The organism is Paracoccus limosus (assembly GCF_009711185.1).
Classification (GTDB): Bacteria; Pseudomonadota; Alphaproteobacteria; order Rhodobacterales; family Rhodobacteraceae; genus Paracoccus; species Paracoccus limosus.
The window spans coordinates 1-13,547 of sequence record NZ_WMIF01000015.1 but is presented as its reverse complement, the minus strand read 5'-3'; the positions used below and the strand labels follow the sequence as shown (position 1 = coordinate 13,547).

Below are 13,547 nucleotides of genomic sequence, written 5' to 3'. Positions count from 1 at the left end.
GCCATGCCGGTCAGGCATGGCCCCCGACAAAGGAATACTCTCTTGGCCCTGAACCTGGATTTCTGCTTTGCCGATGAGACGGCGCTGATCGTCGCGGGCTGGAGCAGCGATCTCTGGCTTGATCTGGAGCTGTATCTGGACGAGGCGCGGCTGCGCCCCCGCCTCGTCACCCGCCACGCCCGGCGCGACCTGCGCACGGCCGAGAAATTCGGCGTGCTGGCGGTCTTTGACCTTGACGGGCTGGACATTGCCGGCAGCGCCACGGTGCATATCAAATCCGGCCACGAATTTCTGGAAATCCACCCCGAGCGTCTGGTCACCGACCAGCTGCGTCTGGTCGAGATCGGCGTGGACGAGCTGTTCTTTGCCTGGCTGCGCCTGCTGGCGGCGGGCGAGCTGGCCGATCCGCAAGGCGATCTGGCGCAGGCAGCGGTGGCGCGGCTGCGCTTTGCGCCGCTGTTGCCGCGCGAAAGCGACGATTTCGGTCTGGGCATCGATCGCTGCATGATCGACGGCGCCGGACAGGGACTCGCGTCGGGCTGGTTCCTGCCCGCCATCGCCCAGACCGAGCCGCTGCTGGCGCTGGCCATGGACGACCAGCAGATCTGCCGGGTCGAGCTGTTCGCCGGCGCCCTGCCCCGCGCCGATCTGGCGCCCTATGGCACGCGCTATCGCTTTACCGGCGATGACGGCTATTGCGGCGGTTTCCTGCTGCGCCAGCCGCTGCGCGGCCCGGTTCGGATGCTGTTCATCGTGCCGGGACAGGAAAACGCCGCCGGCGTGCTGGCCCCGGCCGCCACCCTGCCCGCCGATGATTTCGCGGCCGAGCTGTGTCAGGTGCGGCTGGACCTGCCGGTGCCGGCCCTGCAACGCCGGCTGCGCAGCGCCATGCTGGACCCGCTGCCCGGCTGGCAGCCGCCCGCGTCCCTGCCCTCCGCGCGCCCCGGCGGGTCGGTGCTGCTGGTTCTGGACCATGATCTGGCCGATCACGACCTGCGCGACGTGCTGCGCCGCATCGGCCAGCGCCTGCAGCGCCCGATTGAGCTGTTCCTGCTGCGCGAAGCACTCAGCCGGCCGCTGGTCGAGGCGATCGAGGGCGCGACGCGCGAATTGCCGCATGGCCTGCGGCTGCGTGGTGCGGCGCCCGGGCTGGACCTGCCCGGCGCCGGGGCCGAGACGCTGCTTTTTGGCCGCAGCTCGACCCTGTTCCAGCTGCCGGCTTTGGCCGGAGTGTTCCAGCCGCTTGGGCCGCAGCCCTTCCACCTGTGCGCGCTGGACGCCATCGGCGCCATCGGCGGCGCGCCCGGCGATCTGGCGGCACGGTTCCAGCGCGATCTGTTGCCCTTTGCGCTGCTGGGCCCGACCGCCAGCCTGCTGGCCCTGCTGGCCCAGGCCCCGCGCCCCTATCTGACCGAAGAGGCGCGGCTGCGCCATGTCGCCGAGCGCCTGCTGCAAGCCGGGCTGACCGAGGCCGAGGCCCTGCCCGGCACGCTGCATTTCACCGGCCGCAGCGGGCCCTGTGCCCGGCTGCTGCCCGGCGGCATGGACCTGCATCTTTACGATGCCGAAAGCCGCAAGCTGATGGAGGCTCTGGCCGCATGACCCGCATCGTCATCGTCTCGCATTCCCACCCCAACCTGCGCTATGGCGGCGGCGAGGTCGCGGCCTATCGCCAGTTCCAGCACCTGCTGAGCCTGGGAGAGGACGCCTATTTCGTCGGCTCGACCATCGGCCCCGAGGACAGCGACAAGTTCTTTGGCCGCAGTCAGCAGGTTCTCAGCTTCAGCCCGCGCGATTTCTGCCTGCAGGGGCGCGGCATGGACAGCTTTACCATGGACCAGCCGCGCATCGCCGATGAGGATTGGCTGGTCGAGTTCCTGTTGGCCTTTCGCGCCGATGTCTATCATTTCCACCATTTCTGGAACATCGGCGCCGGCACCATCCGCCGGCTGCGTGCGGCCCTGCCCAAGGCGCGCTTCATCTGCACCCTGCACGAGCTGACCGCGATCTGCGCCAATCACGGCCAGATGGTGAAACGCTCGGGCGAGCTGTGCTACAGTTCCAGCGAGGTCGCCTGCGCCGCCTGCCTTGCGCGGCCGCCGGTCGATTTCGTGCTGCGCCGCGCGCGAATGCTGGAGATGCTGGAGGGCTTTGACCAGCTGCTGTCGCCCAGCGAATTCTTGCGCCTGCGCTTCGAGGACTGGGGCGTCGCGCCCGGCCGTATCGCAGTGATCGAGAACGGGCTGGACCATGCCGACGCCGCCACCGCCGAAACGCCGCAAGAGCTGATGCGCAAAAGCGGCCGCTTTGCCTTCTTCGGGCAGGCCACGCCGACCAAGGGGCTGGACGTGCTGATCCGCGCCGCCGCCCTGATCGAGGCGCAGGTTCCCGAAAGCGAGGTGCCGCTGGACATTGAAATCCACGGCGTCGACAAGGCCGGCTTTGCCCGGCTGTGGCCGGATCTGGAGCTGCCCGACTGCGTGCGCTTTCGTGGCCGTTATCGCCCGCAGGACTGCGTCGACATCATGCGCGGCTATGGCTGGATCATCATCCCCTCGGTCTGGTGGGAGAACTCTCCGGTGGTGATCCAGGAGGCCCGCGCGGCGGGCACGCCGATGATCGCCTCGGACATCGGCGGCATGGCGGAAAAGACCGCCGGCTGGGGCATCCAGTTCCGCACCGGAGACGCCGCCGCCTTGGCCGCCGCCATCCTGTCGGTCCACGGCGACGCCGAGCTTCTGGCGGAACACAAGGCCCGGATCACACCGCCGCTGGATCTGGCGGGTTTCCAAGCCGAGTGGGAGCGGGTTTGCACCCCTGCAGCCGAGCGGGATCTGAAAAAGGAGCGCGACCTGAAAAAGGTCGGCTGATCTTGAATTCAATTTGACAGATACCATCCAATCAAGGGGAAATGGGAATGAAAATCGGGCTTTTGTGGGAAAGTGAAAACTGCGGACTTTATTCGAACTCCGATTTCGAGACGCTTTATCGCAAGGTCGGACATAATAACGGCAACCTTGCATTCGTGCATGCCGTCCGCAGTCAGATCGACGCGGAGATTCATTATTACCCCTGGCATGTCCGGCCGGAAGTTCTGAACAAGAATGTCGATTTCGTTGTGATCCCCTGTGCCAACCAGCTTGGCAAACATACGGATCTGGGCGGTCTGGCCAAGAACCTGCAGCAAGTGACCAAACCGATCGTCGCCATCGGGCTGGGCGCGCAGGCCAAGGAATTCGGAGCCGATGTCGAATTGACCGAAGGCACCCGGGCGTGGCTGGATGTCCTGATCGAAAACGGTCGTCAGCATAATATCCAGAACATCTATACCCGTGGCCCCTACACCTCGGAGCAGATCGAAAAGCTGACCGGCGCCCAGACGGTGGCGAATGGCTGCCCGTCGCATTTCATCAACCCGCGGCCCGATCTGGGACGCCGCATCCAGAAGAACTGGGAGGCGCATCCGCTGCCGCAGCGGATCGCGGTCGCCGGCGGTCACGAAGCCTGGCGCAACACCCGCGATATCGAACAGCAGCTCATCAGCATGATGATGGATCCGCAGTTCCCGGGCGTCTATATCGTCCAGTCCATGGGCAACATGATCAAGCTGTCGCGCGGCGCATTCGACGAGATCGAGCCCGAGGCGCTGGAACGCCTGCACAAGCACACCGTGCCGCATTACACGCCCGAGCAGTTCAAGGACTGGGCGCTGAACTACGCCCGCTCGTATTACGATGTCGCCACCTGGATGGACGAGCTGCGCCGCTATGACCTGCTGATCGGGCCGCGTTTCCATGGCGCGCAGCTGGCCATTCAGGCCGAGCGCATGGCCTGCACCGTCACCATCGACACCCGCACCGAGGAAATGTGCAACGAAACCGGCGTGCCCTTCCTGCGCGCATCGGATCTGACGCAACCGCTGACCCGGACCAAGCTGCGCGAGCTGCTGCCCTTTGACGGCCAGAAATACGACGAGTTCCGGGCGATGAAATGCGCCCGCTACATCGAATTCCTGACCGGCACCGGCCTCAAGCCCGCCGCCTATCTTGCCGATATCGCCGCCGGCGGCGCGGTGGATGCGCAGCGCGAAGTCGCCTGAACCACACGCTCCCGGCAGCAATGCCGGGAGCAAGGAACCCCCTTGATGCCCGTCATCCTTCCCCAGCAGCGCATCGCCTATTTCCCGGTGCCGAAATCGGCCTGCACCTCGATCAAAAGCCTGTTCTTCCAGATCGAGAACGGGGTGCCGTTCAGGCCGCTGGTCCGGCATGGGCAGATGTTCCATATTCATAATTTCTACGGCACCGTGCCCTTTGGCCGGGTCGATCAAGGGCCGCTGGAGGGGTTCTGGCGCTTTGCCATCTATCGCGATCCCATTGCGCGTTTTCTGTCCTGCTATTCCAACCGCGTGCTGCATCACCGCGAGCTGTCGGAAAAGGCGCTGTCGGCACAGGCGCGCAAGGCCGGGGCGATCCCAGACCCGGATCTAGAAACCTTTGTCGAGCGGATCGAGATCTATCGCGAATTCTCGGCCTCGATCCGGCACCATTGCGCACCGCAGATCAGCTTTCTGGGCCGCGATCCGGGCTATTTCCACCGCATCTTTCCCATGGACGGGCTGGAACGCATGCTGGCCGAGCTGAACCAGCGCACCGGCCGCACCCTGCAATTGCCGCATGAGCAGCGCGGCGGCCCGAAACTGTCGCCCGCCGATCTCAGCGCCAATGCCCGCGCCCAGCTGGAACTGATCTATCGCCCCGATTTCCGCTGGCGCGAGAAGGCGGGCGCGGAATTCGGCTGAGCCGGCGCGCGCCCCGGATCTGGCCGCCAGCCGATTGCTTTACAAAATCTCTCGGGATATGCAGCGCGCAGTTTCCGCATCGGCATGTCATGGTCCCCTTGTCTCTTCAGATCGGCGCCCTGTTTCGCAGCGAGCGCGGCCGGCTGCTGCGCCGGGTCGGCATCGTGCTGAAAAGCCAGACCGATGCCGAGGATCTGGTGCAGGACGTCTTTGTGAACCTGCTGCGCCGCGATGCGCCGCAAATCCAGCAACCGCGCAACTATCTGACGCGGGCGGCGACCAATGCGGCGCTGGATCACCTGCGGCGCAAGCGCGTGCGCGAGGCGGTGGTGCAGACCGGGCTTGACCCCGCGCATCAGGCCCCGGCCCCGCAGCCGCCGGTCGAAACGATCCTGCAATCGCGCCACGAGCTTGCGATCCTGCGCGCCGCCATCGCCGGATTGCCGCCGAAATGCCGCGTGGCCTTTCTGCTGTCGCGCGACCACGGCCTGAGCATGCGCGAGATCGCCGGCCAGATGGGCGTCTCGGAAAGCACGGTCGAGAAACATCTGCTCAAGGCGATGCTGCGCTGCCGGGCGGCGCTGCAAGCAGCGGGGCGCGAATTTTGAGCGCGCGGATGGGGAGATGCCCCCCCGGCGCGCGTCCCCCTGTCGGGACCGTCCGCAAGGGGAAGTGCCGATGACATCCGACCGTGACGAAGCCGACCGCATCTTTGCCGAGGCCGCGCGCTGGCACCTGCGCCTGCGTGAGGCCGAGGCCGACGCGCATGACGCCTTCATGCGGTGGATCGCCGCCGATCCGCGCCACCTGCCCGCCTTTGACCGGGCACAGGCGCTGTGGCAGGCGCTGGCGCCGCCCGCCGCTCTGCCCGATCCCGCAGCCATCGCCGCCCTGCTGGCCGAGGCGCGGCCCCGGCGCGCGCGCCGCGCCGTGCTGCCCTTGGTGCTGGCGCTGCTGGCCGGGCTGGGCCTGTGGCAGGGGCCCGATCTCTGGGACAGCCTGCGCGCCGATCATATCGCCTGGACCGGGCAGCGCCGGCAGGTCACGCTGGCGGATGGCACCCGGGTCGATCTGAACAGCGGCGCGGCGCTGGCGGTCGATTTCACCCCTGCCGAGCGCCGGGTGCGGCTGCTGCGCGGCGAGGCCTTCTTTCAGGTCGCCCATGATGCCGCCCATCCCTTCGTGGTCGAGATGCCGAATGGCGCCCTGCGCGTGACCGGCACCAGTTTCGACATCGACCTGACGCCCGAGGGCGACCGGGTGGCGCTGGTCGAGGGCTCGGTCCGGCTGCTGCCGGGCCACGGCGGCGCCGGGGTGACGCTGGCACCGGGCCAACAGGCCGAATTGCGCGACGCCGGGATCAGCCCGCCCGGCAGCTTCGACGCCGACAGCCGCACCGCATGGCGTCAGGGCCGGATGGTGTTTTACCGCACGCCGCTGTCGCAGGTCGTGGCCGAACTTGCCCGCTATCGGCGCGGGCCGATCCTGCTTTTGAACGACCGGGTGGCAGAGCTGCCGGTAACGGGCGCCTTTTCGACCGCAGATCCCGATGCTGCGATCCGTCTGATTGCCGAAACGCTGGGCCTTTCGACCCATCATCTGGCCGGCGCGCTGACCGTGATCCGCTGACGCAGGCTGGACCGCAGATTTCTTCACCTCGCAGATGGGGGAAAGCCGCGCCGGCTGCGTCCTGTTCGATAAGACCCCGCATCGCAAGCGCGCCGCCAGCCGTAGGGCCAGTTTCATTGGAGAGCCCCGGATGTTTCCTTCCCGAATTCCCCTGCTGGCGGTGCTGCTGACCGGCACCACCCTGCCCTTGGCCGCGATGCTGGCCGCGCCCGCGCAAGCCCAGACCCAAAACGCGCGGCAATACCGGCTGTCGATCCCGGCCCAGCCCCTGCCACGCGCGCTTGAGGCGCTGTCGCGGCAAACCGGCGTGCAGCTGTTCTATGGCGGCGAGGCCGCCTATCGCCTGACCTCGAACCCGCTCAGCGGCAGCTATTCCGTCGATCAGGCGCTAGCGCGGATGCTGGCCGGCACCGGCGCCTCGGCCCGGCGCGTGGGTGAAAACGGCATCACCATCTCGGTCACAGGCGCGGACGCGACACCTGCCGCCGCCGAGGGCAGCGTGGTGCTGGATACGGTGGTGCTGACCGCCGGCGCCGCGACCGAGGGCAGCGGCTCATACACCTCGGGCGTGGCCAGCATCACCCGTGGCGCGGACAGCCTGAAAGAGGTGCCGCAATCGGTGACCGTGCTGACCCGCCAGACGCTGGACGACCAGAACCTGACCACGATGGAACAGGCGATGTCGCGCACCCCCGGCATCGTCGCCAACCGCGAATCCACCAGCGCGCCGAATTTCTATGCCCGCGGCTTCAAAATCAACAATTACCAGATCGATGGTCTGGGCACCGCCTATGAATCCTCGTTCCGCCCCGATTTCGACATGGCGATCTATGACCGCGTCGAGGTGCTGCGCGGCGCCGAGGGGCTGTTTTCGGGCGCGGGCGAGCCGGGGGGCAGCGTCAATCTGGCGCGCAAGCGCCCGACCTCGCAGTTCCAGTCCGGCGTCGCCCTGTCCTATGGCAGCTGGAACAACCGCCGCATCGAGGCCGACATCAGCGGCCCCCTGACCCGCGACGGCGCCCTGCGCGGTCGTCTGGTCGGTGCATGGCAAAAGCGCGATTTCTTCTATGCCCCGGCCCATCAGGACAAGCAGGTGCTTTACGGCGTGCTGGAATATGACCTGACGCCCGACACGACCATCAGCGCCGGAATCAGCCAGCAGCGGCAAAAGGGCAATACATGGTTCATGGGCCTGCCGACCTGGGATGATTTCCGGCTGCTCGACATTGATCGCGGCCGGGCGCTGAACACCGACTGGGCCTATGCCAACCGCAAGATCACCGATGTCTTTGCCTCGGTCGAGCATCGGCTGGGCGCGGACTGGACGCTGAAATTCTCGGCCATGCGGCAGAAATTCGATTCCGACACGCTGCGCATCAACCCGACCGGCCCGATTTCGCGCGAGACCGGCACCTTTGCCGATGTGTTTTCGCGCTTTGAGGAAACCGGCAACCATTCCAAGGCGGCGGACCTGAATCTGGAGAGCCGGTTCAACCTGTGGGGCCGCGAGCACAAGCTGCTGGTCGGCGCGGACTGGCGCAAAAGCGACGCGCATCAGAACATGTATGTGCTGAGCGAGGTCCATGCCCCCGACACCATCGGGCTGGATGATTTCGACCAGCTGAACGGCGCCCGCCCCGATGTGCTGTTCCCGTGGTTCACCTTTCCGGCCTATGGCGCCACGCAAAAGGGGCTTTACGGGCGCTTGCAGATCGAGGCCACCGACCGGCTGCACATCATCGTCGGCGGGCGTTACGGAAATTACGACTACAGTTCGCTCAATGACTATTACGACAGCGAGACGGGGGCGCTGCTGTCCTCCAGCAAGACCGGATTCAAGGATACCGGCATCTTCACCCCCTATGCCGCCGCGATTTATGACCTCAGCCCCGATGTCAGCCTTTATGCCAGCCTGACCGAGATCTACAAGCCGAAGGCGAATTACCTGTCGGGCCCGCCCGGGCGCGCCCGGCCGCTGGACCCGATCACCGGCCGCAATTACGAACTGGGCGCCAAGGCCAGCCTGCTTGGCGGCGCGCTGAACGCCTCGGCCGCGCTTTACCGCATCGAACGCAAGGGCGAGGCGGTGCTGGACCCGGCATGGCCCGACAGCGACAACAGCGGCCTGTCCTGCTGCTATGTCGCGCAAGGGCGCATCATCAGCGAGGGTCTGGATCTGGAACTGTCGGGCGAGATCGCGCCGGACTGGCAGCTGTTCGCGGGCTATACCTGGAACCACAACAAGAATACCCGCGACGACGTGGTGTTCAGCGCCCTGACCCCGCGCCACATGCTGAAGCTCTGGACCGAATACACCCTGCCCGGCGACTGGTCGAAATGGAGCCTTGGCGCCGGGGTGACGGTGAAAAGCGCACAGGCCAGCACCGGCACGGCGCGGATTGCGGGCACGACCCAAGCCTATGACATCCGGCAGGGCGGCTATGCGGTCTGGGACGCACATGTCGGCTATCGCATCGACGACCGCTGGCAGATGGACCTGAACGTGAACAACCTCTTTGACAAGGATTATTACGCCGCACTTGGCACCCCCACCGGCGGCAACTGGTATGGCGAGCCCCGGAATGCGACGCTGACCCTGCGCGGACGTTTCTGAGCCGGCATCCGGGGGTGCGGGTGCCGGCGGGCATCCGCGCCCTTCGGGCTGCCGAGATTATACATACATTCATTCCAAATTGTATGCATCCCCTCAGCAGCCGAATCCGAATCACCTTCCCACTCATACCCGGCCACCTTTCGAAAGAGACCACCGTTCCACAGACCGCGCCCTTTCAGGGAAATCGTAAACTGCATGGCCCGCAGGTAAAGGATGTATGTCCAATTGTATGTCAGGCAAATCTGGCATAGTCTTGGCGCGTCATTCGGCCCGGCCCCCCTGCGGGATCCATCGTCCGGGCCCCGTTTCAGGAGTTTGCCCGATGTCCCGGCTGCCGCTGCGCTCGATCGAAGACGCCCCCGAAGAGGCCCGTCCCCGCCTTCAGACCGCCTTGCAGAACAATGGCTTTCTTCCCAACCTCGTGCGCGTGCTCGCCAATGCCCCGGTCGCGCTGGAAACCTATCAGACGGTTTCGGCGATCAATGCCCGCGCCTCGCTGACGCTGGCCGAGCGCGAGGTGGTGCAGATCACCGCCGCCGCCATCCACGGCTGCGGCTTTTGCGTGGCCGGCCATACCGCCATCGCCACGAAAAAGGCGCAGCTGGATGCCGCCGTGGTCAAGGCGATCCGCGCCACCGGCACCATCCCCGATGCGCGGCTTGATGCGGTGGCGCAGTTCACCAAGGCGGTGATCGCCACGCGCGGCAATGTCGCCGATGCCGATCTGGATGCCTTTCTGGCCGCCGGTTTCACGCAGCAGGCCGCGCTTGAGGTCGTGCTGGGCGTCAGTCTGGCGACGCTGTGCAACTTTGCCAACAACCTCGGCCAGTCCGAGCTGAACCCCGAACTTGCGCCCTTTGCATGGGAAGGGGTGGCCCCGGCCACCGCAGGGGCATGAGCGCGGGGCTGGACGCCGGGCTGCGCGGCTGGCTTGCGGCCAATGCCTGCGCCATCGATCAGGGCGCCGTCCCGGCCGCCGGCATCCTGCCGCAGCTGACCAAGGCCGGGGTGACGCGGATCGGCGTGCCCGAAACCATGGGCGGCGCCGGCGGCGACACTGCCGATGCCATGGCCGCCGTGGCCGGGGTCGCGCGTGAAAGCCTTGCCGCGGCCTTCGTGCTCTGGGGTCATCGCTGCTATGTCGAGTTTCTGGTCCAAAGCAGCAATCCCGCGCTGCGCGAACGGCAATTGCCCGATGTGCTGGCGGCGCGGGTGGCCGGGGCCTCGGCGCTGTCCAATGCGATGAAACATCTTGCCGGGCTGGAGCCGCTGCAGGTGCGGACGCGCGATCAGGGCGCGGCGCTGTTGGTGGATGGCAAGCTGCCCTGGGTCACCAACCTGCGCCCCGAGGGGTTCTGGGTCGCGGCGGCGGCAGATCCGGCCGAAGGCGGGCCGGCGCGGGTCATCGCCCTGTCCTCGGACGATGCCGGGCTGACGCGCAGCGCCGATCTTGAGCTTTTGGGGATGCGTTCCTCGGATACGGCGGCGGTGGATCTGGCGGGCATCCGCATCGGCCGCGACCGCATCATCGCCGAGGATGCGCCGGCTTGGCTGCCCGGGGTGCGCCCGGTGTTCATCGCCCTGCAATGCGGCATGGCGCTGGGGCTGGCCGAGCGGGCGCTGGACGAGGCCGAGGCCAGCGGCGGCGCCGGTCGCACGGTGCTGGCCGCCGATCTGGCCGCACGCCGCACCGATCTGGCCGAGGCGGCGGCGGCAATCGCCAGCGGCCTGCGCGAGCGCCGTTTCGTCACCGCCCCGGCCGAGCTGTTCCGGTTGCGCATCCGTCTGGCCGATCTGGTCGCACAGGCACTGGCGCTGGAGCTGCAGGCCGGGGGCGGGCGCTGCTATCTTGCCGGGCCGGGGCGCGAATTTGCCCGCCGCTGGCGCGAGTCGGCCTTTATCCCGGTCATCACCCCCAGCATCGTGCAGTTGCGCGCGGCGCTGGCGGCGGCCAAGATGGCGGCATGAGCGACGGACCGATCCTGACGGCCAAGGCCAACGCGCTGCGCTATCCCGGCGCGGCGCGGCCGGTGCTGCGCGGCTTTGACCTTGATCTGCGCGCGGGCGAGATCGTTTCGATCCTTGGCCCCAGCGGCGTCGGGAAATCCAGCCTGTTGCGGGTTCTGGCCGGGCTGCAACGCGCCGATGCCGGCCAGATCGCCTTTCAGGGCGCGCCGCTGGCCGGGGTGCATCCGCGACTGGCGATGGCCTTCCAGCAGCCGGGCCTGCTGCCCTGGCTGGATGTCGAACGCAATATCGCCTTCGGCCTTGATTTCCGCAGCCAGCCCCGGCTGGACGCCGCCACGCGCCACGACCGGGTGGCGCGCGCCATGGCCGAGGTCGGCCTGACCCATGCCCGCCGGTTGCGCCCCGATGCGCTGTCGGGCGGCATGGCGCAGCGCGCGGCCCTGGCCCGCTGTCTGGCGCGCCAGCCCCGCGTCCTGCTGCTGGACGAACCCTTTGGCGCGCTGGACGAGGTCACCCGCGCCGAAATGCAGGCCCTGCTGGTCAAGGTCGTGGCCGATTACGGCACCGCCGCCGTGCTGGTCACCCATGACATCGACGAGGCGCTGCTGGTCTCGGACCGCGTGCTGCTGCTGGGCGGCACGCCCGCGGCCTGCATCGGCGAATGGCAGATCACCCTGCCCCGCCCCCGCGACGATCTGGTGGCCGAACTGGGCCGCATCCGCATCGACATCGTGGCCCGCCTGCGCGCGGCCATCCGCCCCCTGTCAAAGACCGCATAAGCGAAGGTATCCCCCATGCCCACCGAGGACAGCCTGTTTTCCCGCCGCGACGTGATGCGGCTTGCCGCCCTGCTGGGCGCGGGCGGCGCGCTGCCGCTGCTGAATGCCCGCGCGGCCCGGGCCGCCGAGCCCGACGCGCCGGTGCGGATCGGCTATCTGCCGATCACCGATGCCACGCCGCTGCTGGTCGCGCATGGCAAGGGCTTTTTCGAGGCCGAGGGCCTGCAGGTCGAAAAACCGGTGCTGTTCCGGGGCTGGTCGCAGATCGTCGAGGCGTTTCTGGCCGGACAGGTCAATGTCGTGCATCTGCTGTCGCCGATCACCGTCTGGGCGCGCTATGGCAGCAAGGTTCCGGCCAAGGTCGTCGCCTGGAACCACACCTCGGGCTCGGGGCTGACGGCGGCCAATGACATCGGCTCGGTCAAGGAACTGGGCGGCAAGACCGTCGCCATCCCCTATTGGTATTCGATCCACAACGCGGTGCTGCAAAAGCTTCTGCGCGAAAACGGGCTGAAGGTGGTGACCTCGGGCACGCCTGCGGCCGATGAGGTCAATCTGGTGCTGATGTCGCCCTCGGACATGGTGCCGGCGCTCGCCTCGGGCCAGATCGCGGGATATATCGTGGCCGAACCCTTCAATGCCGCCGCCGAGGTCAATCAGGTCGGCAAGGTGCTGCGCTTTACCGGCGATGTCTGGAAGGATCACGCCTGCTGTCTGGTCTTCATGCAAGAGGACGATCTGAACAACCGCCCCGAATGGTCGCAAAAGGTGGTCAATGCGATGGTCAAGGCCCAGCTTTGGACCCGCGACAACCGCGCCGAGACGGCCGAGCTGCTGTCCTCGGCCAATCCGCAGAAATACACCCCGCATTCGCCGGAAATCCTGGCCCGCGTGCTGACCCCGGCCGAAGCCGACGAGGCGGCCTATGTCGCCTCGGGCGCGATCCGGCACCCGGAATGGCGCGAGCGGCGGATCGACTTTCAGCCCTATCCCTTCCCCTCCTATACCGAGGAGCTGGTGCGGCTGCTCAAGGAAACCGAGGTCGCGGGCGACCGCGCTTTCCTAGATGCGCTGGACCCGGCCTTTGCCGCGCAGGATCTGGTCGATGACCGTTTCGTGCGCAAGGCGCTGCAGGACATCGGCGGGCTGGCTGCCTTTGGCCTGCCCGACGCATGGACCCGCGAGGAAGTGCTGCAGGCGTGAGCGATCAATCCATTCCCAAGGGCCGCACCCGCGAGGCCGGGCGCGGCGCGCCGCATCGGCTGGCGGGGCTGGCCTATGGGCTTTCCGGCCTGCTGGTGCTGCTGGCGCTGTGGTGGGCGGCGACCGATCTGATGGTGGCCAAGACCAGCTTTGCGCATCGCTTTTCCCCCACGGCCGCGCTGCCGGCGCTGTGGACCCTGATGCTGTCGGGTGCGCTTTGGCCGCATGTCGTGGTCAGCCTGAAGCGGGTGCTGATCGGGCTTGCGGTGGCGCTGGCGGTGGGCGTGCCCTTGGGCCTGCTGGTCGGGGCCTCGCGCCGGGCCGAGGCCGCCACCACCCCCGCCTTTCAGTTCCTGCGCATGATCTCGCCGCTGTCATGGATGCCGATTGCGGTGATGGTCTTTGGCGTGGGCGATGCGCCGATCATCTGTAAGCGCGACGCTGATCCCCTCCTGCCGCTGGTGATCTGAACGGGCCAATCTCCGTGCGCATGAACGTCGGAGGTGTTGGCTTGGAACGAGACGGCAAAATGGGCGGCCATTTGGACGGCTTC

12 protein-coding genes are annotated in these 13,547 nt (G+C 67.2%); all 12 read left to right on the top strand.

Annotated features, from left to right (window positions below):
• Positions 1-42 precede the first annotated feature (42 nt).
• The 12 genes from GL279_RS11555 (at position 43) to GL279_RS19265 (ending at position 13,464) form a co-directional block, all read left to right on the top strand.
• Positions 43-1,602 carry a hypothetical protein gene (locus tag GL279_RS11555; RefSeq protein WP_155064788.1) on the top strand — a complete coding sequence of 520 codons (1,560 nt, stop codon included), beginning with the start codon at positions 43-45 and terminating at the stop codon, positions 1,600-1,602.
• Positions 1,599-2,870, top strand: a complete 1,272-nt coding sequence (locus GL279_RS11550) for a glycosyltransferase (protein ID WP_155064786.1) — start codon at positions 1,599-1,601, stop codon at positions 2,868-2,870. The genes GL279_RS11555 and GL279_RS11550 overlap by 4 nt, the downstream gene beginning before the upstream one ends.
• Positions 2,871-2,917: 47 nt before the next feature.
• Complete coding sequence (locus tag GL279_RS11545; protein WP_155064785.1) at positions 2,918-4,099, top strand: polysaccharide pyruvyl transferase family protein; 1,182 nt, start codon at positions 2,918-2,920, stop codon at positions 4,097-4,099.
• A gap of 45 nt (positions 4,100-4,144) precedes the next feature.
• Positions 4,145-4,801, top strand: coding sequence for a sulfotransferase family 2 domain-containing protein (locus tag GL279_RS11540; RefSeq protein ID WP_155064784.1), 657 nt, complete (start codon positions 4,145-4,147; stop codon positions 4,799-4,801).
• A 98-nt stretch (positions 4,802-4,899) separates the two neighbouring features.
• Positions 4,900-5,409: an RNA polymerase sigma factor gene (locus tag GL279_RS11535; protein WP_211371302.1), complete on the top strand. Its 510-nt coding sequence runs from the start codon at positions 4,900-4,902 to the stop codon at positions 5,407-5,409.
• 70 nt (positions 5,410-5,479) lie between these two features.
• Entirely contained in the window at positions 5,480-6,430 is a 951-nt protein-coding gene (locus GL279_RS11530; RefSeq protein WP_170293958.1) for a FecR family protein, read from the top strand.
• Positions 6,431-6,560: 130 nt separating this feature from the next.
• On the top strand, positions 6,561-9,044 hold the full coding sequence (locus tag GL279_RS11525) for a TonB-dependent siderophore receptor (RefSeq protein ID WP_170293957.1): 2,484 nt from the start codon (positions 6,561-6,563) through the stop codon (positions 9,042-9,044).
• A gap of 322 nt (positions 9,045-9,366) precedes the next feature.
• Positions 9,367-9,942 (top strand): carboxymuconolactone decarboxylase family protein, encoded by a 576-nt coding sequence (locus GL279_RS11520; RefSeq protein WP_155064780.1) that lies wholly within the window; start codon positions 9,367-9,369, stop codon positions 9,940-9,942.
• Positions 9,939-11,012, top strand: a complete 1,074-nt coding sequence (locus GL279_RS11515) for an acyl-CoA dehydrogenase family protein (protein ID WP_155064779.1) — start codon at positions 9,939-9,941, stop codon at positions 11,010-11,012. The genes GL279_RS11520 and GL279_RS11515 overlap by 4 nt, the downstream gene beginning before the upstream one ends.
• Entirely contained in the window at positions 11,009-11,791 is a 783-nt protein-coding gene (locus GL279_RS11510; RefSeq protein WP_155064778.1) for an ABC transporter ATP-binding protein, read from the top strand. Before GL279_RS11515 ends, GL279_RS11510 begins: the two co-directional genes overlap by 4 nt.
• 15 nt (positions 11,792-11,806) lie before the next feature.
• Positions 11,807-12,994, top strand: a complete 1,188-nt coding sequence (locus tag GL279_RS11505; RefSeq protein ID WP_155064777.1) for an ABC transporter substrate-binding protein — start codon at positions 11,807-11,809, stop codon at positions 12,992-12,994.
• Positions 12,991-13,464 carry an ABC transporter permease gene (locus GL279_RS19265; RefSeq protein WP_211371301.1) on the top strand — a complete coding sequence of 158 codons (474 nt, stop codon included), beginning with the start codon at positions 12,991-12,993 and terminating at the stop codon, positions 13,462-13,464. The genes GL279_RS11505 and GL279_RS19265 overlap by 4 nt, the downstream gene beginning before the upstream one ends.
• Positions 13,465-13,547 lie beyond the last annotated feature (83 nt).